Source organism: Streptomyces sp. NRRL F-5630 (assembly GCF_000719475.1).
GTDB lineage: Bacteria > Actinomycetota > Actinomycetes > Streptomycetales > Streptomycetaceae > Streptomyces.
Genome location: NZ_JOGO01000007.1, coordinates 87,913 through 113,851, shown reverse-complemented (window position 1 = coordinate 113,851; position 25,939 = coordinate 87,913). Strand labels below are relative to the sequence as shown.

The following is a 25,939-nucleotide window of genomic DNA, read 5'->3' as shown; positions in this document are numbered from 1 at the left end:
GGTCCAGCCGCCAAGGAGTTCCGTGCCCGTCTCAGGCAGCCCCCCGCCCGACTCCGCCTCCCGCCCCACCAGCCGAGACGTCGCCCGCGCGGCGGGGGTCTCGCAGGCGGCCGTCTCGCTCGTGCTGAGCGGGAAGTGGCGCGGGCGGGTCGGGGCGGCCACGGCGGAGCGGGTGCGGGAGACGGCCGACGGGCTCGGGTACCGGCCGAACCTCGCGGCGCGGAATCTGCGGCTGGGGCGCACGCGCACCGCGCTGCTCGTCGTGCCGGCGCTCACGAGCGAGTTCTTCGCCGGTGTCTACACGGGGGCCGCCCGGGTCGCCGCCGCGCACGGCACGGGGCTCGTGCTCTACCCCTCGCCCGAGGGTGTCGGCCCCGCGCGCGACCCCTTCGACTCCGCGCGCGCGGCACTCGACGGGGTCCTCGCCTCCTCGATGGCGGCGGACGCGCTCGCGGCGATCCACGGGGACACGCTCCCGCTGGTGATGCTGGACGCGGAGCCGCTGCCGGGGGCCCGTACCGCCACGGTCAACCTCGCCCTCGCGGACGGGATGCGCGAGATCGCCGCGCACTTGCGCGCGCTCGGCCACCGCCGCTTCGCTCACCTCGCCGCCGACGTGGACTCGTGGACCTTCACGAGCCGAGCCGCCGCCCTCGCCGGGGCGCTGTCCGGGGCGGGCCTGACCACCGTGCCCGCGCCGCTGTCGATCGCGGGCGCGCGCGAGGCGGCCCTGCGGCTGCTCGACGCGCCCGAGCGGCCCACGGCCGTCGTGTGCGACGACGACCTGATGGCGGCGGGCGTCCTGAAGGCGGCGCGCGGCCTGGGCCTGCGGGTGCCCGAGGACCTCTCGGTCACGGGCGTCGACGACCTCACGCTCGCCCGTGCCCTGGACCCGGAGCTGACCACCGTGCGGCTGCCCGCCGAGGAGTTCGGCGCCCGCGGCATGACCGCGCTGCTGGCGCTCCTGGAGGGCGCGCGGCCGCGTACGGACCCGCTGCCTGTGGAACTCGTCGTACGCGGCTCGACGGGCCCGGCCCCCGCCTGACGCCCCGTCCCCTGCCCCGCCGCGCGCGACGGCCCCGCGCCCACGCGGGGCACGGGGCCGTGGTGGTCCCCCGGACGGCCGTCGGCCGCCCGCCGGGGCTCAGCTGTCGTCGGCGTCCTCGTCCTTGGCCGGAGCGGCCGGGGCCTCGGTCTCCTCCGCGTCGTCCGGCACCGCCTCGCCCGCGAGGAGGCGGGCCAGGTGGGTTCCGGTGATGCGGCGGAACTTGCGCTGCTGCGCCCTCGTACGGTCGAGGACGGCCACCTCCAGGCGCTCGGCCGGGATCTCGCGCTCGCTGCCGTTGGCATCGCGGGCCAGGGCTTGGACGGCGAGCTTGAGGGCCTCGGCGAGGGTCATCCCGTCGCGGTGGCGCTGGTCGAGCCAGCCGCTGATCTGCTCCGCGTTGCCGCCGACCGCGACCGAGCCGTGCTCGTCGACGATCGAGCCGTCGTGCGGGAGCCGGTAGATCTGGTCGCCCTCGGGGGTGTCCCCGACCTCGGCGACGACGAGTTCCACCTCGTACGGCTTCTCGGCCGCGCTGGAGAAGATGGTGCCGAGCGTCTGCGCGTAGACGTTGGCGAGTCCGCGCGCGGTGACGTCGGTGCGGTCGTAGGTGTAACCGCGCAGGTCGGCGTAGCGGACGCCGCCGATGCGCAGGTTCTCGTACTCGTTGTACTTGCCGGCCGCGGCGAAGGCGATGCGGTCGTAGATCTCGCTGAACTTGTGGAGGGCCCTGGAGGGGTTCTCGCCGACGAAGACAATGCCGTCGGCGTACTGGAGCACGACGAGGCTGCGGCCTCGGGCGATGCCCTTGCGGGCGTACTCCGCCCGGTCGGCCATCGCCTGCTGGGGTGAGACGTAGAACGGCGTGGACACCGGCTGACCGTCGCTTTCTGTCGGGGTCGGGGGAGGTCTTCGGAGTGCCGGGGGTCAGAGCAGTTCGGCGCGCGGCCCGTCCGGCTGGGCGAGCCTGCGGCGCTGCACGTCCTCGGCGATACGGGCGGTCTCCTCCTCGGAGACACGGCGGTAGCCCTCGTCCGTGATGACGCTGATGATCGGGAAGATCCGGCGGCCGAGGTCCGGGCCACCGGTCGCCGAGTCGTCGTCGGCGGCGTCGTAGAGGGCCTGGATGGCGAGAACGCTCGCCTCCTCGGCGCTGAGGCCGGGGCGGTAGAGCTTCTTGAGCGCGCCCCGGGCGAAGACCGAGCCCGAGCCCGTCGTGGCGTAGCCGTGCTCCTCGGAGCGGCCGCCCGCGACGTCGTAGGAGAAGATGCGGCCGGTGCCGCGGTCGACGTCGTAGCCGGCGAAGAGCGGGACGACGGCGAGGCCCTGCATGGCCATGCCGAGGTTGCCGCGGATCATCGTGGCGAGGCGGTTCGCCTTGCCCTCCAGGGAGAGCTGGGCGCCCTCGACCTTCTCGAAGTGCTCCAGCTCCAGCTGGAAGAGCTTGACCATCTCGACGGCGAGCCCGGCGGTGCCCGCGATGCCGACCGCCGAGTACTCGTCGGCGGGGAAGACCTTCTCGACGTCCCGCTGGGCGATGACGTTCCCCATCGTGGCCCTGCGGTCCCCGGCGAGGATCACGCCGCCCTCGAAGGCGAGGGCCAGGATCGTGGTCCCGTGCGGCAGTTCGATCGCCCCCTTGACGGGCAGCTGCCGCTTGCCGGGCAGCAGTTCGGGCTGATGCTCGGACAGGAAGTCCAGGAACGAGGAGGAACCGGGTGTCAGGAAGGCGGCGGGCAGACGCCCGGTGTGACGCGTGTGTGCTCCCATGTTTCCCTCCGGTCGGGCGGTGGTCCGGTCGCGGCGCCACGGGGGCACTCATCCGCGCCGACGGGCCCGGTTGCGGTTGATGACGGTGTGTACGCCTCGGACCCTACCCGCCACAGCGGGCGGAACCACCCACAGTGGCAAACCCGTGCCACACGGATGCGCGGGCCGCTGACCTGCGTCTTGACGGTGCGGCACGGGAGGGGCCGGGCAATAAGCACGGCGCGGGACGCCCCGGGGTCTCCCGGGACGTCCCGCGTCCGTACGCGTGGGGTCGCGGCCCCACGGGGGTGCGCTACTCGCCGCCCTTCTGGACGAAGCTGCGCACGAAGTCCTCGGCGTTCTCCTCCAGGACGTCGTCGATCTCGTCCAGGACGGAGTCCACGTCGTCGCTCAGCTTCTCCTGGCGTTCCTTGAGATCCGAGGAGTCCTGTGCGTCCTGGGTCTGTTCCTCGGTCTCCTCGGTGGACCGCGTCGCCTTCTGCTGTCCGCCGCCGGTGTCCTTGGTCGCCATCTACCTCACCCCGCTCGGTGTGCCCCGCTGGATGTGCTGTGGTGTGCCGGAGGACCGGTTCCGTCCCGGCCCCAAGATCGGTTCTCTCCCGACCCTACAAGCAGAGCCGCGATCCGGCCCCGTGATGGGTCAACGCGCTGCCTGCTCTGATGTTTCCCGCCTGGCGGCCTTTTCAGGCCCCCACGAGGTCACGGATTGGCGCCGCTCAGGGACCGGTCAGGGCCCTGACCAGCTCTTCGGCCGTGCGGCAGCGGTCCAGGAGGTCCTTCACGTGGGTACGTGTACCGCGCAAGGGCTCCAGCGTCGCGACCCGCTGCAAGGAGTCACGGTCGGGCAGGTCGAAGATCACCGAGTCCCAGGAGGCGGCGGCGACCTCGTCCGCGTACTGTGCCAGGCAGCGCCCGCGGAAGTAGGCCCTCGTGTCCTCCGGCGGGTCGAAGACCGCCCGGGACACCTCCTCCTCGCTGAGCAGCCGCTTCATGCTGCCGCGGGCGACGAGCCGGTTGTAGAGCCCCTTGTCGGGCCGTACGTCGGCGTACTGGAGGTCCACGAGGTGGAGCCTCGCGGCGTCCCAGCCGAGTCCGTCGCGCCGCCGGTACCCCTCCATCAGCTCCCGCTTGGCGACCCAGTCCAGCTCCCTGGAGAGGCTGGAGGGGTCCCGCTCCAGGCGGTCGAGGGTGTCCTCCCAGCGGCTGAGGATGTCGGTGGTCTCCTCGTCCGCGTCGGTTCCGTACCGCTCGTCCACGTACTTGCGGGCGAGGGCGCAGTACTCCATCTGAAGCTGGACGGCGGTGAGGGTGCGGCCGTCGCGCAGCCTCACGAGCCGCTGGAGCGAGGGGTCGTGCGAGACCTCGTGCAAGGTGCGGACCGGCTGGTCCACGGCGAGATCCACGGCGATGAAGCCCTCCTCGATCATCGCGAGGACGAGCGAGGTGGTGCCGAGTTTGAGGTAGGTGGAGATCTCCGAGAGGTTCGCGTCACCGATGATGACGTGCAGCCTGCGGTACTTCTCGGCGTCCGAGTGCGGCTCGTCGCGGGTGTTGATGATCGGCCGCTTGAGCGTCGTCTCCAGGCCCACCTCGACCTCGAAGTAGTCGGCGCGCTGGCTGAGCTGGAAGCCGTGCTCGCGGCCGTCCTGCCCGATCCCGACCCGGCCCGCGCCCGTGACGACCTGCCGCGAGACGAAGAAGGGGGTCAGGTGCCGGACGATGTCGCCGAAGGGGGTCTCCCGGGACATCAGGTAGTTCTCGTGGGTGCCGTAGGAGGCGCCCTTGTTGTCGGTGTTGTTCTTGTAGAGGTGGATGGGGTGGGTGTTGGGCACGGCGGCCGCGCGTTCGGCGGCCTCGGCCATGATCCGCTCCCCCGCCTTGTCCCACAGCACCGCGTCCCGGGGCCCGGTGACCTCCGGGGAGCTGTACTCGGGGTGGGCGTGGTCCACGTAGAGCCGGGCGCCGTTGGTGAGGATCACGTTGGCGAGGCCGATGTCCTCGTCGGTGAGCTGGGTGGAGTCGGCGGACTCGCGGGCGAGGTCGAAGCCGCGCGCGTCGCGCAGCGGGTTCTCCTCCTCGAAGTCCCAGCGTGCCCGCCTGGCCCGGTGCATCGCCGCCGCGTAGGCGTTGACGATCTGGGACGAGGTGAGCATGGCATTGGCGTTCGGGTGACCGGGCACGGAGATCCCGTACTCCGTCTCGATGCCCATTACTCGCCGTACGGTCATGCGGCCCTCCTTGCCCGGCGCCGCTCCCCCGCGGGAGCCGCGCTCCAGTACCGTGCGCGCTCGGGCGCACGCCCGGTCCCCGTCCTCGCGCCGCGCCGCCCGGTGATATCGCTGAGCCTAGAACGCCTGTGCGCCGCTGGTAGGGGTATTCCTCGCTTCTTCCGGCCCGGCGCGTCTTCCTCGCACCGGCCGGCCCGCCGCCGACCGGGCACGGCCCGCCCGCGGCCGTCGCCAACGCGGGAGGCCGCGGGGCTCCGGGGAGCGACCGCGGCCTCCTGCGGGGGAACGCCTACAGGTACTGACCGGTGTTCGCCACCGTGTCGATGGAGCGACCGGTGTCGGCACCCTGCTTTCCGGTGACGAGGGTGCGGATGTAGACGATCCGCTCCCCCTTCTTTCCGGAGATACGGGCCCAGTCGTCCGGGTTGGTGGTGTTGGGCAGGTCCTCGTTCTCCTTGAACTCGTCCACACATGCCTGGAGGAGGTGGGAGACCCGGAGACCCTTCTGGTTCTGTTCGAGGAAGGCCTTGATGGCCATCTTCTTGGCGCGGCCGACGATGTTCTCGATCATGGCGCCGGAGTTGAAGTCCTTGAAGTACAGGACTTCCTTGTCGCCGTTGGCGTAGGTCACTTCGAGGAAGCGGTTCTCGTCCGATTCGGCGTACATCTGCTCGACCACGGACTGGATCATGCCGTGGACGGTCTCCGCGCGGTCGCCCGAGTGCTCGGCGAGGTCGTCGGTGTGCAGCGGGAGCCGGTCGGTGAGGTACTTCGCGAAGATGTCCTTCGCCGCCTCGGCGTCCGGACGCTCGATCTTGATCTTCACGTCGAGCCGGCCGGGGCGCAGGATCGCGGGGTCGATCATGTCCTCGCGGTTCGAGGCCCCGATGACGATGACGTTCTCCAGGCCCTCCACACCGTCGATCTCGGCGAGCAGCTGGGGGACGATGGTGTTCTCCACGTCCGAGCTGACGCCGGAACCACGGGTGCGGAAGAGGGATTCCATCTCGTCGAAGAAGACGATGACGGGGGTGCCCTCGCTCGCCTTCTCCCGGGCCCGCTGGAAGACCAGGCGGATGTGCCGCTCGGTCTCGCCGACGTACTTGTTGAGCAGTTCGGGGCCCTTGATGTTCAGGAAGTAGCTCTTGCCCGCCGCCTGTCCGGTGACCTCGGCCACCTTCTTGGCGAGCGAGTTGGCGACGGCCTTGGCGATGAGCGTCTTGCCGCAGCCGGGCGGGCCGTAGAGCAGCACGCCCTTCGGCGGCCGCAGCTCGTGCTCCTTGAAGAGGTCCGGGTAGAGGTACGGGAGCTCGACGGCGTCGCGGATCAGCTCGATCTGGTTGCCCAGACCGCCGATCTGCTCGTAGCCGATGTCCGGGACCTCTTCGAGGACCAGTTCCTCGACCTCGCTCTTGGGCACGATCTCGAAGACGTACCCGGAGCGGGAGTCGAGGAGCAGGGCGTCTCCGGCCCTGATGGTGACACCCATGAGGGGCTCGGCGAGGCGCACCACGCGCTCCTCGTCGGTGTGCCCCACCACGAGGGCGCGTTCGCCGTCCTCAAGGATCTCCTTGAGGGTGACGATGTCGCCCGCGCGCTCGAACTCCATGGCCTCGACCACGTTGAGCGCTTCGTTGAGCATGACCTCCTGGCCACGCTGCAAGGTGTCGGTCTCGATCTCGGGGCTGACGTTCACCCGGAGCTTGCGCCCCCCGGTGAAGATGTCGACGGTGCCGTCCTCGTTCGCCGCGAGGAAGACACCGAAGCCCGCGGGGGGCTGGGCGAGGCGATCCACTTCCTCCTTGAGGGCCACGATCTGGTCGCGGGCCTCGCGGAGGGTGCTCGCCAGTCGTTCGTTCTGCGCGGACACCCCGGCCAGGTTGGTCTGAAGCTCGACGATCCGGTCCTCAAGAATTCTTGTGTGACGCGGTGAGTCGGCGAGCTTGCGCCGCAGGACGGCGATCTCCTGCTCAAGCTGGGCGACCTGGGCGGGCGGGTCCTCGGACCCCCGGCCCGGGCGGATGCCGCGGTTCATGTCGTCGTCGTGGGCTGCCACGGTCCTCACCTCCTCCAAAGGGAGCTGGACGCTTCCAGACCCTACCTGGGCGGGTGCCGGTTGAAACCCCTAGATCAAAAAGACGGTGGGGCGTGTCCGATGTTCACCCTTGCGCTCTCCCTCTCCCGAGGGGAATACCCACCCACCTCCCGATGAAGCGGCCCGGTTGTATCGTCGAGGTGTTCAACGCCCCTTGACGGTGGCGGGCTTCACGCAGAGGAAACGGCAGGAAACATGACCGCACAGCAGGAGTCCGGGCTCGCGGCGCGCGAGGAGGAACCGCTGGAGGTCTGGATCGACCAGGACCTGTGCACGGGCGACGGCATCTGCGCGCAGTACGCGCCCGAGGTCTTCGAGCTGGACATCGACGGGCTCGCGTACGTCAAGAGCGGCGAGGACGAACTCCTCCAGGCCCCCGGCGCGACCACCCGCGTGCCGCTGCCGCTGCTCCGGGACGTCGTGGACAGCGCGAAGGAGTGCCCCGGCGAGTGCATCCACGTCCGCCGGGTCGCGGACCGCGTGGAGGTCTACGGGCCGGAGGCGGACGCGGGCTGAGCCCCCGCCTGCTCCCGCACGGGGGCAAGCCCTCGCTCGCTCCCTCTACGGGCCGCCTCACCCCGGCTCCCGGTCCTTGCCGCCCTGCGCGTCCAGTCGACGGGGACGCGGGCTCGCGCGGCCGGAGTCGGTAGCGGCGCCCGCGAGCCCTGCCGCGACCCGCTGACGCCGGTTCAGGCGAGGCCGTCGCCCGCCGGGGCGCCGGGGCTGCTGCGGGTGAAGCTCTTTCCGTGCCAGGTCCAGGCCGTGGCCTGGTGGACGTCGGGGCAGCAACGGGGGACGTCCAGGCTGGAGTAGCCGAGGACGCTCGCGCGCACCTGGCCGCGGCGGATCGCGAGGTCTTCGACCGTGCGCTGCTCGGCGGGGTCGAGGAGGGTCGCGACGACGCGGGGCGTCTTCCGCGCCGCCGTACGGGTGAGGACGTACAGGCCCTCGGGCGGATTGCCGGAGCCCGCCGCGCAGTGGACGAGCGCCACGGTCTCGGGGCTGCCGTCCCCGTCGAGGTCGCCCGCGACGTGCACGGCGAGCGTCGGCGGCTCCGCCTTCTCGCCGGGCGGGGCGGGGCAGGTGAGGGGGTAGGTGGCGAGCGACGCGTCCGGCGCGGGCACCGGGCGGGCCGCCGCGTGGGACGAGGGGCTGGGCGCGGGCGCGGGGTGCGGGGTGGCGCCGGCCTCGTCGGGCTGGAACACCGAGGAGAGGGAGATCACCGCGCAGAGCGCCGCCGCGACGGCGAGCCAGTGCAGGGGGGTGGTGCGGGTGTGGGCGAGTTCCGGTTCGACGGAGTGCTGCACGAGGGTGTGTCTCCCGCTGTGGGCGCGTGCCGGTGGGGTGGTCGGCATCGTGCCATACCTCACACCGGCGGGCTAGGCCTGTCTTCGATCTCGCCTCCGCCGCGCGACGCCCGGCACGCGCCCTCCGCTTGTGCGGCACGCCGTGGGGCGCGCCCGCGCCGGGCGCGGCCGACTGCCCGCAGCCGGGGCGGCGGGACGCCCGTGCGCGCGGGGCGTCCCACCGGAGGATCAGCGGCTGCCCGAACCCGGGCCCTCGTAGTCGTCCCCGTAGGCGCCCTTCGCCGGGCGGCGGCGGCGCATGGGGGGTTCGACGCCGTCCGCGAGGCGGCGCGCGGTGACGAGGAAGCCGGTGTGGCCGATCATGCGGTGGTCGGGGCGGACCGCGAGGCCCTCGACGTGCCAGTTGCGGATCATCGACTCCCACGGCTGGGGCTCGGCGAAGCACCCGTGCTCGCGGATCGTCTCGACGGTGCGCGAGAGCTGCGTCGTCGTCGCCACGTAGCAGCACAGGATGCCGCCGGGCACGAGCGCCTTGGAGACGGCCTCCAGGCACTCCCAGGGCGCGAGCATGTCGAGGACGACGCGGTCGACCTCGGTGTCGCTCAGGTGGTCCTGGAGGTCCCCGACGGTGAGTTCCCAGGCGGGGTGCGGGCCGCCGAAGTAGCGCTCCACGTTGCCCCGCGCGATCTCCGCGAAGTCGGCACGCCGCTCGTAGCTGTGCAGCATCCCGTGGTCGCCGATGGCGCGCAGCAGGAAGGCGCTGAGCGAGCCCGAGCCGACGCCGGCCTCGACGACGCGCGCGCCGGGGAAGATGTCGGCGAAGGCGATGATCTGCCCGGCGTCCTTGGGGTAGACGACGGCGGCCCCGCGGGGCATGGACAGGACGAAGTCGGGGAGCAGGGGGCGCAACGCGAGATAGGCGACGTTCCCCGTGGTGCGGACCACGCTGCCTTCGGGGGAGCCGATCAGCTCGTCGTGCGGGAAGGAACCCTTGTGGGTGTGGAAGTTCTTCCCGGCTTCGAGCGTGAAGGTGTAGTGGCGGCCCTTGGGGTCGGTGAGCTGTACCTGATCCCCGACCTTGAAGGGCCCGCGTCGGCGGGCGGCACCGGTCGGTTCGGACATGCCCGCAAGCCTACCGGCCCCTCGGGGCGCTCCGGACCGGCCCCCGCGCGGGCTCAGGGCCGGGCCATGGCCCGTACGAAGGCGCGGTCGACGTCGGCGGCGGAGAGGACCCCGTAGATCTCGCCGGTCTCCTCGACGACGAGGTACTCGCTCGCCGGGTGGGCGCGCAGCCGCTCCAGCAGTTCCTCGCCGCCGAGTTCGGCGGAGACGCGCAGATCCTCGGTGAGGTCCTGGGCGAGGGTCGAGACGGCGACCCAGGGGCGGCGGTGCTCGGGCACGGCGACGATGCCGCTCTCGCGGACGAGCGCCTGCGGTGTCCCGTACCCGTCGACGACGACGAGGGCGCGGGCGCCCGCCTCGTTGGCGCGGCGCAGCGCCTCGGAGAGCGGGGTCGTGCCCTCGACGGGGATGGCGCGGCGGGTGAGGGTGCGCACGCGCAGCTCGGGCAGGTGCTCGCGGAGCCGGGCCATGCGCAGTCCGTTGCCCGCGCCGGTCCAGATGATCGCGGCGAGGATCGCGGCGAGCAGGGCGTCGAAGACGGTGTCGGTGGCGCTCACCTTCTCGGGGGCCTCGCCGAGCAGGTCCGTCTGGGTGAGCAGCGGCAGGCCGATCAGGACGGCGACGGCGAGTGCGCGGCCGGCCCAGGCGGCGGCGACGCTGCCCTTCATCGCGCTGCCCGTGCACTTCCACACGACGGCGCGCAGCATCCGGCCGCCGTCGAGCGGCAGCCCGGGGAGCAGGTTGAAGACGGCGACGATGAGGTTGGAGATCATCAGCCCGGCGACGAGCACGCCGGGGACGGTGCCGGGCTCGACCGTGTACAGCAGGCCGTAGAAGACGGCGGCGAGGACGAGCGAGAGGAGCGGCCCGACGAAGGCGAGGACGAACTCGCGCCCGGGGCGTTCGCTCTCCTTCTCGATCTCCGAGACGCCGCCGAAGAACTGGAGCTGGATGCGGCGCACGGGCAGGCCGAAGCGCAGCGCCGCGACGGTGTGGGCGAGTTCGTGCACGAGCACGGAGGCGTAGAAGGCGAGGGCGAAGAAGAGCGAGACCAGGTAGCGGACGGCGCCGAGTTCGGGCAGGACGCGGTCGAGCTGGCCGCCGAAGACCCAGGTGATGAGGGCGGCGACGAGGAACCAGCTCGGTGCCACGTACACCGGTACGCCGAAGGGGCGTCCCACGAGGAAGCCGTTGCCCGGCTCTCCCGGCTCGCGCGGGGGACGTCTGCGGGGTGGGCCGTGCGGGGCGGGCGGGTGACCGCCGGGACCTCCGGTGGGCGCTTGCCCGTTCTCGCCGCGTTCGTCCACGGTGAAACGTTCCCCTCGTCGGTGCCTTGGCTGGAGTCGATGGTATGCGGCGGGATGTCGCCGCGGGGCCGTAGGGTCGGGGGGCATGGAGAGCAGTGCGGTTCAGGTGTCGGTGCCGGAGGCCCGCGGGACGGGCGGCGGCGGGAGCGGCGACACGGGGGCGTCCCCGACGGAGGGCGGCGTGTCGCCCGGACCGGCGGCGCCCGGTTCCGTACCCGCGCGGGCCCCTGCTGCCGGACCACCCGAGGCCCCGGCTTCCGCGGCCCCGGAGGCCGTGCCCGTACCGGCTCCGAGGCCGCCCGCTCCCCCTTCCTCGCTCTCGCCCTCGCGCGCGAGCGACTTCATGCAGTGCCCGCTGCTCTACCGCTTCCGCGTCATCGACCGGCTGCCCGAGAAGCCGAGCGAGGCGGCGACGCGGGGCACGCTCGTGCACGCGGTCCTGGAGCGGCTCTTCGACGCGCCGGCCGCCGAGCGCACGGCGGAGCGGGCCACGGCGCTGCTCCCCGGGCAGTGGGAGAAGCTGCGCGCGGCGCGACCGGAACTCGACGAGTTGTTCACCGCGGTGGCCGCGGCGGACGGGGACGGCGCCTCGGCGGGCACGGCCGAGGAGCGGCTCGCACGCTGGCTGGCCTCGGCGGAGCGGCTCGTCGAACGGTGGTTCACGCTGGAGGACCCGACCCGGCTCGAACCCGCCGAGCGCGAGATGTTCGTGGAGACCTCGCTCGACTCCGGGTTGCGGCTGCGCGGCATCATCGACCGCGTCGACATCGCGCCCGGGAGCGGGGACGTGCGGATCGTCGACTACAAGACGGGCAAGGCGCCACGGCCGCAGTACGCGGAAGGCGCGCTCTTCCAGATGAAGTTCTACGCGCTCGTGGTGTGGCGCCTCAAGGGGATCGTGCCGCGGCGGCTCCAGCTCGTCTACCTCGGCAGCGGTGACGTGCTCACGTACGACCCGGTCCCCGGCGACCTGGAGCGCGTCGAGCGGAAGCTGCACGCGCTGTGGCGGGCGATCGAGGAGGCGACGGCGAGCGGGGACTGGCGCCCGCGCCCTTCCAAGCTGTGCGGCTGGTGCGATCACCGGGCGGTGTGCCCGGAGTTCGGCGGCACTCCCCCGCCGTACCCGCTCCCGGTCCGGAGCGCCGGGCAGGCGCCCGCGCCGGGCGCCGGGGCCTGAGCCGGTACCGCCCCCCCGTACCGCCTCCGGCCGCAGGGCACAATGGCCCCGGGCTAACGAAGGAGACTTCCCGTGGCGATCCGTGTCCTCCTGGTGGACGACCAGCCGCTGCTGCGCACCGGCTTCCGGATGATCCTGGAGGCCGAGCCCGATGTGGCGGTGGTGGGTGAGGCCGGGGACGGGGTGCAGGCGCTCGACCAGGTGCGGGCGCTCCAGCCGGACGTGGTGCTCATGGACATCCGTATGCCCCGGATGGACGGCGTCGAGGCGACGCGGCAGATCACCGGGCCGGAGCGGGACGGGCCGGTCAAGGTGCTCGTGCTGACGACCTTCGACCTCGACGAGTACGTCGTGGAGGCGCTGCGGGCGGGGGCGAGCGGCTTCCTGCTCAAGGACGCGCCCGCGCACGAGCTGGTGCAGGCGATCCGGGTGGTGGCGAGCGGCGAGGCGATGCTCGCGCCGAGCGTGACGCGACGGCTGCTCGACAAGTACGCGGGCCACCTGCCCTCCGGCGAGGAGCAGCCGCCGAGCACGCTCCAGACGCTCACGGAGCGGGAGGTGGAGGTGCTCAAACTCGTGGCGCGGGGCCTGTCCAACGCGGAGATCGCGGCCGACCTGTTCGTGAGCGAGACGACCGTCAAGACGCACGTGGGACACGTCCTCACGAAGCTGGGCCTGCGGGACCGGGTGCAGGCGGCGGTGTACGCCTACGAGAGCGGACTGGTCCGGCCCGGCGGGCAGTGACCCCGGTCGGACAACGGCCCGTCCCGCGCGGACAACGGCCCTCAGACGTACAGCGGCCCGCCCCGGACCACGGGGGCGGGCCGCCGTACGTGTGCGCGGTGGCTCAGCCGCCCACGCCGCGGTCGAGTTCCCAGAGCTGGAGGATCGAGGAGGCGCTGAGGCTCCATTCGACGCCGGTGATGTCGTCGCGGGCGGCGACGTACTGCTTGCCCTGCCACAGCGGCAGGAAGGGCACGTCGTCGGCGACGAGGTCCTGGATCTTCTGGAGGCTGCCGTTGGTGGTGGAGAGGCGGTCGGTGGCGCGGCGGGACTCGGGGAGGAGTTCCTTGCGTATCCGCTTGTTGTCGTACGGGGAGTTGAGGAAGTTCGGCTTGTCGAGGAAGGGGGCGATGAAGCTGTCTGGGTCGGGGAAGTCGGGGAACCAGCCCATCCCGTAGACCTCGTACTTGCCCTTCTGCTCCTCGGGCTTGTGGACGACCCAGGGGCGGCCCTTGATGTCCACGTCGAAGAGCTTCGAGTCGTTGAGCTGCTTCTTGAGGACCTCGAACTCGCCCTTGGTGCGCGCCCCGTAGTGGTCGGTGGCGTAGTTGAGCGTGAGCTTGACCGGGATCGTGACTCCGGCGTCGGTCAGCGCTTCACGCGCCTTGGAGACGCTGGGCTCGCCGTAGGCGTTGAAGAAGGAGTTGCTGTGCCCGGCGACGCCCTGGGGCACGAGCGAGTAGAGCGGTTCGGCGGAGGTGCCGTACACCTTCGAGGCGATCTGCCCCCGGTCGATGACGTGGGCCATCGCCTGCCGGACGGGCTTGGTGACCAGCGGGTCATCGGTGTCGAAGGCGAGGTAGCGGATCTCCAGCGCCGGCAGCTCGGTGACGCCGACGTGATCCGGCGGGTTCGCCAGCCACTCGTCGGACTCCTTGGTCGTCAGTCCCTTGACGACCATGTCGATCTGACCGTCCGCCACGGCGGCGCCGAGGCCCTTGCCGTCCTTGTAGGGGCGCAGGTCGATGCGGTCGTTCTTGACCTCGATGCTGCCCTTGTACTTCGTATTGCGCGTGAAGACGGCGTTGACGAGGGTGTTCTCCTCGGTCTCCAGCTTGACGGTGTAGGGGCCGGAGCCGTCCACGACGAAGCCCGAGCGCAGCTTGTTCTTCGGGTAGAGCGTGGGGTCGACGGCCGCCGCGGTCGGCGTGGAGAGCTTGTACGGGAAGGTGGCGTCCGGCGTCTTCAGCATGAAGACGATCTCGCGGTCGCTCGGCGTCTCGATGGTGTCGATGTTGGTGAGCAGGGCCTTGACGCCCGACGCGGCGTTGATGCGGATGACGCGCTCGATCGAGTACTTGAAGGTCTTCGCCGTGATGGGGTTCCCGTTGGAGAACTTCAGCCCCGAGCGCAGCTTGCAGACGTACCGCTGCTGCCCGGTGTCGGTGAAGGAGCACTCCTGCGCGGCCTCGGGGGTCGGCGCGCCGCCACCGCGCGGAATGCGCATGAGGGGCTCGACGGTCTGCCGCAGGAGGTTCCAGGAGGCGATGTCGTAGGAGTACGCCGGGTCGAGAGGGGCGGGGATGTCCTTGCTGACGGCGAAGACATCGGAGGTGCCTACGACGATCGGCTTCTCCTTGGCGTCCGAGCCCGTCAGCCCGCCGCAGCCGGCGAGCACGGGCGCGAGCAGGCCGATGACGGACGGCAGCACCCAAGTCTTGCGGTTCATGCTGGTCGTTCTCCAGAGCTGTCGGCCCCTGGTGGCGGCGGACGTGCGCGACGTACGGGTATGCGGAATCACCGGTACCTGCCGGGCGTGCGGACGTGCGGGGAGGTGGCGCCAGGAGCTGCGGAAGATGTAACGCCGTGGTGCTCGCGACGACACTAGTCGCGCGCGCGGCGGGGGCTCCGGAAAGCGGGGTGGCCGGGCGATCACGCAGCGCAGCCGGGGTGGCCGGGAGTGACGATCGGCCGGGGGAAGATTTTCGCGCACCTGTCGATGAACCGGGACACATGGGTACCCCCGGACATGCCGAACGGGCGGCGCCTGCACAGGCGTCGCCCGTTGTCGACAGCGGAGACGGTGAAAAAGATCACAGCGTGGCGGTGCGTGAAGTCCGCACCAGGGGCGGATGGTTACCCGCCGGTACAGTCACCTGGCATATGCCAAGCGCGAGTTGGCCGCACGGCACGCGTCAGGGGGACCCGCTGCCCGCGGAGAGCGGTCAGTCGCCCACGCCGCGCGCCAGCTCCCAGAGCTGGAGGTCGGTGGAGGTGCTGAGCGACCACTCGGCGCCGGTGATGTCGTCGCGGGCGCCGATGTACTGCTTGCCCTGCCACATCGGGACGACGGGCACGTCGTCGGCGACGATGTCCTGGATCTTCTCCAGGTCCGGGGCCGCCTCGCCGCGGTCCGACCCGCGCCGCTCGGCGGGGATCAGGCTCTTGCGGATGTCCTTGCTGTTGTACGGCGAGTTGAGGAAGTTGTCCGCGTCGAGGAACGGGGCGATGTAGTTGTCCGCGTCGGGGAAGTCGGGAGCCCACGCCATCGTGTAGGCGGGGAACTTGCCCTCCATGCCCTCCTTGCGGTACTTCGTCCAGTCGGCGACATCCTTGAGCGACACGTCGAAGAGCCCGCTGTCGTTGAGCTGCTTCTGGATGAGCTTGTACTCCTTCTCCTTGGCCGGCCCGTAGTGCTCCCTGGAGTAGTAGATGTCGAACTTGACCGGGGTGGTGATCCCGGCCTTCTCCAGGGTGGCCTTCGCCTTCGCGGCGTTCGGGTTGCCGTAGCGGTTGAAGAAGGAGTTGGTGTGCCCGGCGATGGTGGCCGGGACCAGCGAGTAGAGCGGATCGGCGATGGGCGCGTACGCCTTGCTGACTATCTCGCCGCGGTCGATGAGCTGCGCCACGGCCTGCCGGACCGGCTTCGAGGTGGCCGCGTCGCTGGTGTCGAAGATGAGGTAGTGCGTCTCGAGACCCGGCACCTCCATGAACTGGACGCGCTGGGGCGGGTTGGCGAGCAGGGAATCGACCTGGGAGGGGTCGAACTTCCCGGTCATGACGTCGATCTTCCCGGCCTCCAGCGCGTCCCCGAGCGCGGGGGCACCGGCGTAGGAGACGAGGTCGACGCGGTTGTTCTTCACCGTCAGCGGGCCCTTGTACTTCGGGTTCTTGGTGAACTTCACCCGCGTCACGGCTTTGCTGTTGGTCTCGGCCTTCAGCGTGTAGGGGCCCGAGCCGTCCAGGACGTAGCCCTTGCGCAGCGACTTCGGCGGGTAGAACTTCTTCTGCACGATCCCGGCGACGGGCGTGGCGAGCTTGTAAGGGAGCGTCGCGTCGGGGCTGCTGAGGTGGAAGGTGATGTGCTTCTCGTCCGGGGTGTCCATCGTCTTGATGCCGGAGAGCAGGCCCACGGCCCCGTTCGGGTCCTTGATGTCGAGCACGCGCTGGATCGAGTACTTCACGTCCTTCGACGTGATCCCGGTGCCGTCGGGGAACTGGAGTCCCTCCCGCATCTCGCAGGTGTAGACGGTGCCGCCGGAGCCGACCCACTTGCAGGACTTGGCCGCGTCGGGCTGCGGCTGGCCGCCGCCCCTGGGGACACGGACGAGGGACTGGACCGTCTGGCGCAGCACGTTCCACAGGGCGCTGTCGTAGGCGTAGGCCGGGTCGAGCGGCGCGGGCGCGTCGGCGCTCTTCTCGTACGCGTCGGTGGTGCCGACCACGATGGGCTTGCCACCGCCGGCGCCGGTGCCCGAGTCGCCGCAGCCGGCGAGGACGGGGGCGAGCACGCCGAGGGCGACGGGCAGCACCCAAGTCTTGCGGTTCATGCGCGTATGTCTCCAGAGCTGTCGGTCCCGGGCCAGGCGCAGGAAGACGCGCGGCCCCGCCGGGTCGGTGCGAGAAGAAACACCGTCGTGTCCCGCGTTGAGATTAATGCCCCGCACAGCGGCCTTTGACGGTCGGTCGGGGCGGGGCCGCGCGCGGGAGGAACACGCAGGGGAACAGGCTGTCAACGGTACGGAGCAGCGGCCGGGTGAGGTTTCACCGAAGGCTCATCAAATGTGGACACAAGGACGCGGCCTCACGCACCGGATACCGGACAGGCACACGGAGCGTGATCACTGCCGACCGGGGCCCGGAGTGAGAAAGCTCACCGCATGACGCGCGAATGGGGCAAGCGACCCCCTTCCGGCGGCGGTTTCCTTCCGGGGCCCGGCAGTCACGTGCGCACACGGACCGGCTGTCCGGATATCGGTCCGGTGGTCTGCCATGTGGGCGGCGGCTCGGCTCAGGGCGCGCACAACCCGCGCAGGAAGCCGAGGTCCACGGAGTCCAGCGAAGGCACCACCGTGCGGCGCGCGGCGGCCGGGATCGGGGCCACGGAGGGCACCGCGAGGACGCGGCAGCCCGCCGCCTCGGCGGAGGCGACGCCCGTCGCGGTGTCCTCGATGACGACGCACCGGGCCGGGTCCACGCCGAGGCTGCGGGCCGCGTGCAGGTAGGGCTCGGGGTGGGGCTTCGTACGGGTGACCTCGTCGCCCGCCACGGTGTGCGCGAAGTGGTGGGCGCCGAGCGCGGGGAGGGCGCGGTCGATGATGCGGCGGTGCGAGGCGGAGACGAGGGCGGTGGGGACCCGCGCGCCGTGCAGCTCGGCGAGCAGCCGCGCCGCGCCGGGCATGAGCGGCAGGTCGCGGGCGATGCGCTCCTCGAAGGCGTCGTTGAGCAGGCCGCTCAGCTCCTCCAGGGCGATGGCGGCCCCGGTGGCCTCGATGAGGTACCCCGCGCTGCGGGTCATCGGGCCGCCCACCACGATGCCGCGCCAGGACTCGTCGAGCCGGTGACCGAGGCGTGCGAAGACCGCGACCTCCGCCTCCCACCACAGGCCCTCGGTGTCGAGCAGCGTGCCGTCCATGTCGAGCAGGACGGCGGCGAGGGGCCCGGCGCGGCCGGTCAGGAGGGGCGTGGTGGGGATCGTGCTCGTCATCCGGCGAACCTCCGTGGGGTGCCAGCAGGGCCGGTCAGTCTACGTCCGCGCGGCGGCGAGCGCATCGCCGACGGACACACCGGGTGGGGACGCGGTCACGGGGCGGTACGGGCGGGGGCGGGCGCGGGGGCCCCGGTACCCCAGCCTCGTACCGCCACGGCGGGGCGTACCGGCCCGGAACGCCCCCTGCCCCGGCCGGTACCGCCCTCACGGGCTCCGGACCGCCGCCGGAACGGCGTACCGCCCCGCCGGGGGCCGTCGCCCTTTCCGCGTCCCCGCCCTTTCCGCGACTCAGCGGGCGTTGAAGTACTTCGCCTCGGGGTGGTGGATGACGAGGGCGTCGGTGGACTGCTCGGGGTGGAGCTGGAACTCCTCGCTGAGCTGGACGCCGATGCGCTCGGGCTCCAGGAGCGCGGCGATCTTCGCGCGGTCCTCCAGGTCGGGGCAGGCACCGTAGCCGAGCGAGAAGCGGGCACCGCGGTACTTGAGCGCGAACATGTCCTCGACGTCGGCGGGGTCCTCGCCGCCGAAGCCCAGCTCGGCGCGTACCCGGGCGTGCCAGTACTCGGCGAGCGCCTCGGCGAGCTGGACGGAGAGCCCGTGCAGTTCGAGGTAGTCGCGGTAGGCGTCGGCGGCGAAGAGCTTGCCGGTGGCCTCGCCGATGCGGGAGCCGACGGTGACGACCTGGAGGCCGATGACGTCGGTCTCGCCGGACTCCTCGGGGCGGAAGAAGTCCGCGAGGCACAGGCGCCGTCCGCGCCGCTGGCGGGGGAAGGTGAACCGGGTGCGCTCGGAGCCGTCCTCGCCGAGGAGGATGAGGTCGTCGCCCTTGGAGACGCACGGGAAGTAGCCGTAGACCACGGCGGCTTCGAGGAGGTTCTCGGTCTGGAGGTGGTCGAGCCAGCCGCGCAGGCGGGGGCGGCCCTCGGTCTCGGCCAGTTCCTCGTAGCCGGGGCCCTCGCCCGTGCGGTTCTGCTTCAGGCCCCACTGGCCCTTGAAGAGCGCGCCCTCGTCGAGCCAGGAGGCGTAGTCCTTGAGCGGGATGCCCTTGACGACGCGGCTGCCCCAGAAGGGCGGGGTGGGGACCGGGTTGTCGGTCGCGACGTCCGAGCGGACCTGGCCCTCCTCCTCGCCCTCGGCGAGTTCCGTGACGACGGCGCTCGCGGTGGGCCGTACCCGCCGCTGCTTCAGTTCGGGCAGGGCCGCCCCGGGCACGCCGCGCTTGACGCCGATCAGGGCGTCCATGAGGCGCAGCCCCTCGAAGGCGTCGCGGGCGTAGCGCACCTCGCCCTCGTAGATCTCGTGGAGGTCCTGCTCGACGTAGGCCCGGGTGAGCGCGGCGCCGCCGAGGATGACGGGGTAGTCGGTCGCCATGCCGCGCTGGTTCAGTTCCTGGAGGTTCTCCTTCATGATCACCGTGGACTTCACCAGGAGCCCGGACATGCCGATGACATCGGCGCGGTGCTCCTCGGCGGCTTCCAGGATCGCGGAGACAGGCTGCTTGATGCCGAGGTTGACGACGTTGTAGCCGTTGTTGGAGAGGATGATGTCCACGAGGTTCTTGCCGATGTCGTGGACGTCGCCGCGCACGGTGGCGAGCACGATGGTGCCCTTGCCCTCCGCGTCGGACTTCTCCATGTGCGGTTCCAGGTGGGCGACCGCGGTCTTCATGACCTCGGCCGACTGGAGCACGAAGGGGAGCTGCATCTGCCCGGAGCCGAAGAGCTCGCCGACGACCTTCATGCCGTCGAGGAGCGTGGCGTTGACGATGTCGAGGGCGGGGCGGGTGCGCAGGGCCTCGTCGAGGTCGGCTTCGAGGCCGTTGCGCTCGCCGTCGATGATGCGGCGCTTGAGGCGCTCGTCGAGCGGCAGGGCGGCGAGTTCCTCGGCCTTGCCCGCCTTGAGGGACTTGGCCGTCGCGCCCTCGAAGAGCCGCATGAGCTTCTGCAGCGGGTCGTAGCCCTCGGCGCGGCGGTCGTACACCAGGTCCAGCGCGGTGGCGACCTCCTCCTCGCTGAAGCGGGCGATCGGCAGGATCTTGCTGGCGTGCACGATCGCCGAGTCCAGTCCCGCCTTGACGCACTCGTCGAGGAAGACGGAGTTGAGGAGGATGCGCGCGGCCGGGTTGAGGCCGAAGGAGATGTTGGAGAGGCCGAGCGTGGTCTGCACGTCGGGGTGACGGCGCTTCAGCTCGCGGATCGCCTCGATCGTCGCGATGCCGTCCTTGCGGGACTCCTCCTGGCCGGTGCAGATGGTGAAGGTGAGGCAGTCGACGAGGATGTCCGACTCGTGGATTCCCCAGTTGCCCGTCAGGTCCGCGATGAGGCGCTCGGCGACGGCGACCTTGGTCTCGACGGTGCGGGCCTGGCCCTCCTCGTCGATGGTGAGCGCGATGAGCGCGGCGCCGTGCTCCCTGGCGAGCGAGGTGACCCGCGCGAAGCGGGACTCGGGGCCGTCGCCGTCCTCGTAGTTGACGGAGTTGATGACGGCCCGGCCGCCGAGCATTTCGAGCCCGGCCTCCAGGACGTTCACCTCGGTCGAGTCGAGGACGATCGGGAGTGTGGAGGCGGTCGCGAAGCGCCCGGCGAGTTCGCGCATGTCCGCGACGCCGTCGCGGCCGACGTAGTCGACGCACAGGTCGAGCATGTGCGCGCCCTCGCGGATCTGCTCGCGTGCCATCTCGACGCAGTCGTCCCAGCGGCCTTCGAGCATGGCCTCGCGGAACTTCTTGGAGCCGTTGGCGTTGGTGCGCTCGCCGATCGCGAGGTAGGAGGTGTCCTGCCGGAAGGGGACCGTCTGGTAGAGCGAGGCGGCGCCCGGCTCGGGGCGGGGCTCGCGGGTGCCCGGCGCCATGTCCCGTACGCGCTCGACGACCTGCCGCAGGTGCTCGGGGGTCGAGCCGCAGCAGCCGCCGACGAGCGAGAGGCGGTAGTCGTTGACGAAGCTCTCCTGCCAGTCCGCCATCTCGGGGGCGGTGAGCGGGAAGTGCGCGCCGTCCTTCGTGAGGACGGGCAGGCCCGCGTTGGGCATGCAGGTGAGCGGGATGCGGGAGTGCTGGGCGAGGTAGCGCAGGTGCTCGCTCATCTCGGCGGGCCCGGTCGAGCAGTTCAGGCCGATGAGGTCGATGCCGAGGGGTTCGAGCGCGGTGAGCGCGGCGCCGATCTCGGAGCCGAGGAGCATGGTGCCCGTCGTCTCGAAGGCGAGCGAGACGATGAGCGGGACGTCGGCGCCGAGCGCGTCGAGCGCGCGGCGGGCGCCGAGGACCGCTGCCTTGGTCTGGAGGAGGTCCTGCGTCGTCTCGACGATCAGCGCGTCGGCGCCACCGGCGAGCAGGCCCTCGGCGTTCTGCTGGAAGCCGTCGCGCAGGACGCCGTACGGGAGGTGCCCGAGCGTGGGCAGCTTGGTGCCGGGGCCGATCGAGCCGAGGACCCAGCGGGTGCGGCCGTCGCGGGCCGTGTAGCTGTCGGCGGTCTCGCGGGCGAGGCGGGCGCCGGCCTCGGACAGCTCGTGGATGCGGTCGGCGATGTCGTACTCGCCGAACGCGGAGTGGTTGGCGCCGAAGGTGTTGGTCTCGACGCAGTCGACGCCGACGTCGAAGTACGCCTCGTGCACGGAGCGGACGATGTCGGGGCGCGTGGCGTTGAGGACCTCGTTGCAGCCCTCCAGGTCCTGGAAGTCCTCCAGGGTGGGGTTCTGCGCCTGGAGCATCGTCCCCATCGCTCCGTCGGCGACGACCACGCGGGAGGCGAGGGCTTCGCGGAGCGCGGTGACGCGGTCTGCGGCATGGAGGGGCGGGTGGGCCATGGGTGTGCTCCCTGAGGTGCGACGGCTGTCGGCTTTGCGCTGTCCCGGTGGCGGGCGGCGCACAGGGGCAGCCTAACGGGCGGGCGCTGCCGGGCGTCGGGCCGTTCCACGGGGCGGACGCCCGGGGGCCCGGCCGCACGGCCGGATCAGGCGCGCGCGGCGGGCGGGTCGGCGGGGAGACCGTGCGGCGTCGCGGGGGACGGGCCGGGCGGCGGGCGCGGGGTGGTGCCGGGCTTCCCGGGCGCGGGGGCGGGAAGGTGTTCCTGCGACATGGCGTGGTGTCCCTGCTGTGGGGGGGCACGGGTGGGGGGACGCGCGGGCGGCGCCGGGGCTCCGGCAGGGCCGCGCGTCTTCCGCCACGTTATGACCGCTTCGCCCCCTGCGGACAGCGCTGTACGCCCGTTCGCAGTCCCGTGGCCGGACGGCGCGCCCGGTTCCGGTGCGGGGCCCGTGACACGGCTTCGGCATAGGCGCATGATGTTCAGCATCGCCGACCAGGGGGAGCAGAGGATGTGCGCGATCATGGGTGCGCACAGCGAGGGTCCGGGCGGCGCCGGCCCGCGGAGAACTGAGGAGACACCGGGCTGATGGCGAAGAACATCCAGTCGCTGGAGCGGGCGGCGGCGATGCTGCGGCTGCTCGCGGGCGGCGAGCGGCGACTGGGCCTGTCGGACATCTCCGCGACCCTCGGCCTGGCCAAGGGCACCGCCCACGGCATCCTGCGCACCCTCCAGGCGGAGGGCTTCGTGGAGCAGGACCCCGCCTCGGGGCGGTACCAGCTCGGCGCGGAGCTGCTGCGGCTCGGGAACAGCTACCTCGACGTGCACGAACTGCGGGCCAGGGCGCTCGTGTGGACCGACGACCTGGCGCGCTCCAGCGGCGAGAGCGTGCACCTGGGGGTGCTGCACCTGGGCGGTGTGCTCGTGGTGCACCACGTCTTCCGGCCCGACGACAGCCGGCAGGTCCTGGAGGTGGGGGCGATGCAGCCGCTGCACTCCACGGGGCTCGGCAAGGTCCTGTGCGCCTTCGACCCGGTGGCCCGCAGCGAGGCGCTGGAGAACGAGCGCAAGTCCTTCACGGGGCGCACGGTGACCGGCACGGAGGAGTTCACCGCGGTGCTCGACGAGACCCGCAAGCGGGGCTGGGCGGCCGACCTGGAGGAGACCTGGGAGGGCGTGACCTCGGTGGCCGCCCCCATTCACGACCGCCGCGCCCTCCCGGTGGGCGCGGTCGCCGTCACGGGCGCGGTCGAGCGCCTGTGCCCGGAGGGCACCCTGCGCCCCGAGCTGATCGCCGCGGTCCGCGAGTGCGCCCGCTCCGTCTCCCGCGACCTCGGAGCGGCCCGCTTCTGACGGGCACGCACACCCCCACCTCCCGGCGGGCCCCCACCCACCACCTCGCCCGGCCTCGCCCCTTGTCGGCGCGCACCCGCCCGTCCCGCCCCGCGCGAAACGACACCCCCACCCCCGCCCGTCACCCGTTCGCCACAGCCCCGGTCCCGCCGCGACGGCCCCGCTCCCCGCACGTACACGGGCAAAAGGCGCGTGCCGCCGCACGCGAGCCGCTCGCCCACTCGCCGGACGGTGTGCCGCACACCACACTGAGGGGGCGAGTGCCCCGTGATCCAGCGTGCAGGAGGGTTGACGGGGTGCCGCCCGAGGAGAAAACTGCCGGTCATTGGTCGGCATTGTCGAACAGTTGACGAGAAACAGCGTTAGGGTGGCCACACGCCACGGGTCGGCAGCGCCCCTCCTCACCGGAGGTGGCCCACCCCCCGGGGACAAGGGGTTCGCCACCCCTGGACGAAGGACAAAGGAGTCGCGGGTGTCCAGCTCCGATATTTTCTTCGGCGAGTTCATCGGGACCGCCGTTCTGGTACTGCTCGGTGGCGGTGTGTGCGCCGCCGTCACCTTCAAGCGGTCGAAGGCATACGGGGCGGGCTGGGTCGCCATCGCCTTCGGCTGGGGTTTCGCCGTCCTCACCGGCGCCTACATCGCGAGCGGACCCTCCGGGGCCCACCTCAACCCGGCGGTCACGCTGGGCCTCGCTATCGAGGGCGGCACCAAGTGGAGCGACGTACCGCTGTACATGGGTTCGCAGCTGGCCGGCGCGCTGGCCGGCGCCGTGCTGGTCTGGCTCGCCTACTACGGCCAGTTCAGGGCGCACCTGGCGGACCCCGAGTTCGTGAGCCCCGGCCCCAAGGGCGAGGAGGGCCTCGTGGACATCGAGAAGCAGGCCTCCCCCAAGGCGGGTCCCCTCCTCGGCGTCTTCTCCACCGGTCCCGAGATCCGCAACACCGTGCAGAACGTGATGACGGAGGTCATCGCCACCTTCGTGCTGGTCCTCGCGATCCTCACGCAGGGCCTCAACGACAGCGGCAAGGGTCTCGGCACCCTGGGCGTGCTCATCACCGCCCTCGTCGTGGTCGGCATCGGTCTCTCGCTCGGCGGCCCGACCGGGTACGCGATCAACCCGGTACGTGACCTCGGCCCGCGCATCGTCCACGCCCTCCTCCCGCTCAAGGACAAGGGCGGCTCGGACTGGGGGTACGCGTGGATCCCGGTCTTCGCGCCGCTCCTCGGCGCCGCGGCGGCCGGCGGGGTCTACCGGCTCTGCTTCGCCTGAGCCAGACCCCGTACCGCGGCCCGGGTCGCACGACCCGCCCGCGGCCACGACGTACACCGACGTATGACGTAAACAGGAGCGCCACTCATGAGCACCGCCACCACCGGACACGGCACCGGCCCCTTCATCGCCGCGATCGACCAGGGCACGACGTCGAGCCGCTGCATCGTCTTCGACCGGGACGGCCGGATCGTCGCGGTCGACCAGAAGGAACACGAGCAGATCCTCCCGAAGCCGGGCTGGGTCGAGCACGACGCCTCCGAGATCTGGGACAACGTGCAGGAGGTCGTCGCCGGAGCGATCCGCAAGGCCGGGGTCACCAAGGACGACGTCAAGGCGATCGGCATCACCAACCAGCGCGAGACCACGATGCTGTGGGACCGGCACACCGGTGAGCCGGTGCACCACGCGATCGTCTGGCAGGACACCCGTACCGACGCGCTCTGCAAGGAGCTGGGCCGCAACGTCGGCGCGGACCGCTTCCGGCGCGAGACGGGCCTGCCGCTCTCCTCGTACTTCGCCGGACCGAAGATCCGCTGGCTGCTCGACAACGTGGACGGGCTCCAGGAGCGCGCCGACCGCGGCGACCTGCTCTTCGGCACGATGGACTCCTGGGTCATCTGGAACCTGACCGGCGGGGTCAACGGCGGCGTGCACGTCACCGACGTCACCAACGCCTCGCGCACCCTCCTGATGAACCTGCGCACGCTGGAGTGGGACGACAAGATCTGCGCCTCGATCGGCGTGCCCAAGTCCGTGCTCCCCGAGATCCGCTCCTCCGCCGAGGTCTACGGCGAGGTCAAGGGCGGGCTCCTCGGCGACGTGCTCGGCGGCATCCCGGTCGCCTCGGCGCTCGGTGACCAGCAGGCCGCGCTCTTCGGGCAGACGTGCTTCGCCGAGGGCGAGGCCAAGTCCACGTACGGCACCGGCACCTTCATGCTCATCAACACCGGCACGACGGCGATCAACTCCTACAGCGGGCTGCTCACCACGGTCGGCTACCGCATCGGCGACCAGGCCCCCGTCTACGCCCTGGAGGGCTCGATCGCGGTCACCGGCTCGCTCGTGCAGTGGATGCGGGACCAGATGGGCCTCATCAACTCGGCGGCCGAGATCGAGACGCTCGCCTCCTCCGTCGAGGACAACGGCGGCGCCTACTTCGTCCCCGCCTTCTCGGGGCTCTTCGCCCCGTACTGGCGCCCGGACGCGCGCGGCGTGATCGCCGGGCTCACCCGGTACGTGACGAAGGCGCACATCGCCCGCGCCGTCCTGGAGGCCACCGCGTGGCAGACCAGGGAGATCGCGGACGCGATGAAGAAGGACTCCGGGGTCGAGCTGACCGCCCTCAAGGTGGACGGCGGCATGACCTCGAACAACCTGCTGATGCAGACGCTCTCGGACGTGCTCGACGCGCCCGTGGTGCGGCCGATGGTGGCCGAGACCACGTGTCTGGGAGCGGCGTACGCGGCCGGTCTCGCGGTCGGTTTCTGGAACGACGTCGAGGAACTGCGGGCCAACTGGCGCCGGGCGGCGGAGTGGACGCCCAAGATGCCGGGAGAGACCCGCGAGGCCGAGTACAAGAAGTGGCGCAAGGCCGTCCAGCGCACCATGGGCTGGCTGGACGACGACGAGAGCTGAACCCCCGCCGGGACGGGGCCCGGAGCGGGCGCACAGGACGAAGAGGTCGCGCCCCGCTCCGGTCCCCGTCCCGGACCCCCTCCGGGGACCGACCCGGATCACCGGAGGGAG

At 71.6% G+C, this 25,939-nt stretch carries 20 protein-coding genes; 7 read left to right on the top strand and 13 right to left on the bottom strand.

What is annotated here, in order from left to right; translation table 11 throughout:
* Positions 1 to 22: 22 nt before the first annotated feature.
* The gene (locus IF99_RS0105520) at positions 23 to 1,045 is read left to right on the top strand and encodes a LacI family DNA-binding transcriptional regulator (RefSeq protein WP_030995196.1); all 1,023 of its coding nucleotides are present in this window, start codon (positions 23 to 25) and stop codon (positions 1,043 to 1,045) included.
* Between the two features lie 99 nt (positions 1,046 to 1,144).
* Here the strand turns inward: IF99_RS0105520 and prcA are convergent, their stop codons facing one another.
* From prcA to arc, 5 genes are all read right to left on the bottom strand, one after another.
* Positions 1,145 to 1,918 carry a proteasome subunit alpha gene (gene prcA, locus IF99_RS0105515; protein WP_030995195.1) on the bottom strand — a complete coding sequence of 258 codons (774 nt, stop codon included), beginning with the start codon at positions 1,916 to 1,918 and terminating at the stop codon, positions 1,145 to 1,147.
* Positions 1,919 to 1,972: 54 nt separating this feature from the next.
* Entirely contained in the window at positions 1,973 to 2,815 is an 843-nt protein-coding gene (gene prcB, locus IF99_RS0105510; RefSeq protein WP_030995194.1) for a proteasome subunit beta, read from the bottom strand.
* Positions 2,816 to 3,107: 292 nt separating this feature from the next.
* Entirely contained in the window at positions 3,108 to 3,326 is a 219-nt protein-coding gene (locus IF99_RS0105505) for a ubiquitin-like protein Pup (protein ID WP_007828998.1), read from the bottom strand.
* Positions 3,327 to 3,531: 205 nt separating this feature from the next.
* Positions 3,532 to 5,043, bottom strand: a complete 1,512-nt coding sequence (gene dop, locus IF99_RS0105500; protein WP_030995193.1) for a depupylase/deamidase Dop — start codon at positions 5,041 to 5,043, stop codon at positions 3,532 to 3,534.
* A 289-nt stretch (positions 5,044 to 5,332) separates the two neighbouring features.
* Positions 5,333 to 7,099, bottom strand: a complete 1,767-nt coding sequence (gene arc / locus IF99_RS0105495; RefSeq protein ID WP_030995192.1) for a proteasome ATPase — start codon at positions 7,097 to 7,099, stop codon at positions 5,333 to 5,335.
* Positions 7,100 to 7,333: 234 nt separating this feature from the next.
* Between arc and IF99_RS0105490 the strand changes: the two genes are divergently transcribed.
* Positions 7,334 to 7,654, top strand: coding sequence for a ferredoxin (locus IF99_RS0105490; RefSeq protein WP_030995191.1), 321 nt, complete (start codon positions 7,334 to 7,336; stop codon positions 7,652 to 7,654).
* 173 nt (positions 7,655 to 7,827) lie between these two features.
* Here the strand turns inward: IF99_RS0105490 and IF99_RS0105485 are convergent, their stop codons facing one another.
* The 3 genes from IF99_RS0105485 to IF99_RS0105475 form a co-directional block, all read right to left on the bottom strand.
* Positions 7,828 to 8,445 carry a hypothetical protein gene (locus IF99_RS0105485; RefSeq protein ID WP_030995190.1) on the bottom strand — a complete coding sequence of 206 codons (618 nt, stop codon included), beginning with the start codon at positions 8,443 to 8,445 and terminating at the stop codon, positions 7,828 to 7,830.
* A gap of 228 nt (positions 8,446 to 8,673) precedes the next feature.
* Entirely contained in the window at positions 8,674 to 9,567 is an 894-nt protein-coding gene (locus tag IF99_RS0105480) for a tRNA (adenine-N1)-methyltransferase (RefSeq protein WP_030995189.1), read from the bottom strand.
* Positions 9,568 to 9,620: 53 nt separating this feature from the next.
* Positions 9,621 to 10,874, bottom strand: a complete 1,254-nt coding sequence (locus IF99_RS0105475) for a site-2 protease family protein (protein ID WP_078654999.1) — start codon at positions 10,872 to 10,874, stop codon at positions 9,621 to 9,623.
* A gap of 343 nt (positions 10,875 to 11,217) precedes the next feature.
* Here IF99_RS0105475 and IF99_RS0105465 point away from each other — a divergent pair, with 343 nt between their 5' ends.
* Together IF99_RS0105465 and IF99_RS0105460 are read left to right on the top strand one after the other, a co-directional pair.
* Positions 11,218 to 12,051 (top strand): PD-(D/E)XK nuclease family protein, encoded by an 834-nt coding sequence (locus IF99_RS0105465; RefSeq protein ID WP_030995186.1) that lies wholly within the window; start codon positions 11,218 to 11,220, stop codon positions 12,049 to 12,051.
* A gap of 72 nt (positions 12,052 to 12,123) precedes the next feature.
* Positions 12,124 to 12,795 (top strand): response regulator, encoded by a 672-nt coding sequence (locus tag IF99_RS0105460; RefSeq protein ID WP_030995185.1) that lies wholly within the window; start codon positions 12,124 to 12,126, stop codon positions 12,793 to 12,795.
* Between the two features lie 103 nt (positions 12,796 to 12,898).
* Here IF99_RS0105460 and IF99_RS0105455 read toward each other — a convergent pair whose 3' ends face one another.
* From IF99_RS0105455 to IF99_RS35415, 5 genes are all read right to left on the bottom strand, one after another.
* Complete coding sequence (locus IF99_RS0105455) at positions 12,899 to 14,503, bottom strand: ABC transporter substrate-binding protein (protein WP_030995184.1); 1,605 nt, start codon at positions 14,501 to 14,503, stop codon at positions 12,899 to 12,901.
* Positions 14,504 to 14,999: 496 nt separating this feature from the next.
* Positions 15,000 to 16,604: an ABC transporter substrate-binding protein gene (locus IF99_RS0105450; protein ID WP_030995183.1), complete on the bottom strand. Its 1,605-nt coding sequence runs from the start codon at positions 16,602 to 16,604 to the stop codon at positions 15,000 to 15,002.
* A 461-nt stretch (positions 16,605 to 17,065) separates the two neighbouring features.
* Positions 17,066 to 17,761: an HAD family hydrolase gene (locus tag IF99_RS0105445; protein ID WP_030995182.1), complete on the bottom strand. Its 696-nt coding sequence runs from the start codon at positions 17,759 to 17,761 to the stop codon at positions 17,066 to 17,068.
* A gap of 291 nt (positions 17,762 to 18,052) precedes the next feature.
* Entirely contained in the window at positions 18,053 to 21,565 is a 3,513-nt protein-coding gene (gene metH, locus IF99_RS0105440) for a methionine synthase (protein ID WP_030995181.1), read from the bottom strand.
* Positions 21,566 to 21,711: 146 nt separating this feature from the next.
* On the bottom strand, positions 21,712 to 21,837 hold the full coding sequence (locus tag IF99_RS35415; protein ID WP_267882232.1) for a hypothetical protein: 126 nt from the start codon (positions 21,835 to 21,837) through the stop codon (positions 21,712 to 21,714).
* Positions 21,838 to 22,152: 315 nt separating this feature from the next.
* On the opposite strand from IF99_RS35415, the gene IF99_RS0105425 reads away from it, so the two are divergent.
* From IF99_RS0105425 to glpK, 3 genes are all read left to right on the top strand, one after another.
* A complete protein-coding gene (locus IF99_RS0105425) occupies positions 22,153 to 22,917 on the top strand; it encodes an IclR family transcriptional regulator (protein WP_030995180.1) in 765 nt (254 codons plus the stop codon).
* 472 nt (positions 22,918 to 23,389) lie between these two features.
* Entirely contained in the window at positions 23,390 to 24,190 is an 801-nt protein-coding gene (locus tag IF99_RS0105420) for an MIP/aquaporin family protein (protein ID WP_030995179.1), read from the top strand.
* An 87-nt stretch (positions 24,191 to 24,277) separates the two neighbouring features.
* Entirely contained in the window at positions 24,278 to 25,828 is a 1,551-nt protein-coding gene (glpK, locus tag IF99_RS0105415; protein ID WP_030995178.1) for a glycerol kinase GlpK, read from the top strand.
* Positions 25,829 to 25,939 lie beyond the last annotated feature (111 nt).

Excerpts from the sequence above, each read along its gene's own strand:
- prcB (WP_030995194.1), bottom strand. The coding sequence starts at position 2,815 with ATGGGAGCACACACGCGTCACACCGGGCGTCTGCCCGCCGCCTTCCTG.
- IF99_RS0105505 (WP_007828998.1), bottom strand. The coding sequence starts at position 3,326 with ATGGCGACCAAGGACACCGGCGGCGGACAGCAGAAGGCGACGCGGTCC.
- dop (WP_030995193.1), bottom strand. The coding sequence starts at position 5,043 with ATGACCGTACGGCGAGTAATGGGCATCGAGACGGAGTACGGGATCTCC.
- IF99_RS0105490 (WP_030995191.1), top strand. The coding sequence starts at position 7,334 with ATGACCGCACAGCAGGAGTCCGGGCTCGCGGCGCGCGAGGAGGAACCG.
- IF99_RS0105480 (WP_030995189.1), bottom strand. The coding sequence starts at position 9,567 with ATGTCCGAACCGACCGGTGCCGCCCGCCGACGCGGGCCCTTCAAGGTC.
- IF99_RS0105465 (WP_030995186.1), top strand. The coding sequence starts at position 11,218 with ATGCAGTGCCCGCTGCTCTACCGCTTCCGCGTCATCGACCGGCTGCCC.
- IF99_RS0105455 (WP_030995184.1), bottom strand. The coding sequence starts at position 14,503 with ATGAACCGCAAGACTTGGGTGCTGCCGTCCGTCATCGGCCTGCTCGCG.
- IF99_RS0105450 (WP_030995183.1), bottom strand. The coding sequence starts at position 16,604 with ATGAACCGCAAGACTTGGGTGCTGCCCGTCGCCCTCGGCGTGCTCGCC.
- IF99_RS0105445 (WP_030995182.1), bottom strand. The coding sequence starts at position 17,761 with ATGACGAGCACGATCCCCACCACGCCCCTCCTGACCGGCCGCGCCGGG.
- metH (WP_030995181.1), bottom strand. The coding sequence starts at position 21,565 with ATGGCCCACCCGCCCCTCCATGCCGCAGACCGCGTCACCGCGCTCCGC.
- IF99_RS35415 (WP_267882232.1), bottom strand. The coding sequence starts at position 21,837 with ATGTCGCAGGAACACCTTCCCGCCCCCGCGCCCGGGAAGCCCGGCACC.
- IF99_RS0105425 (WP_030995180.1), top strand. The coding sequence starts at position 22,153 with ATGGCGAAGAACATCCAGTCGCTGGAGCGGGCGGCGGCGATGCTGCGG.
- glpK (WP_030995178.1), top strand. The coding sequence starts at position 24,278 with ATGAGCACCGCCACCACCGGACACGGCACCGGCCCCTTCATCGCCGCG.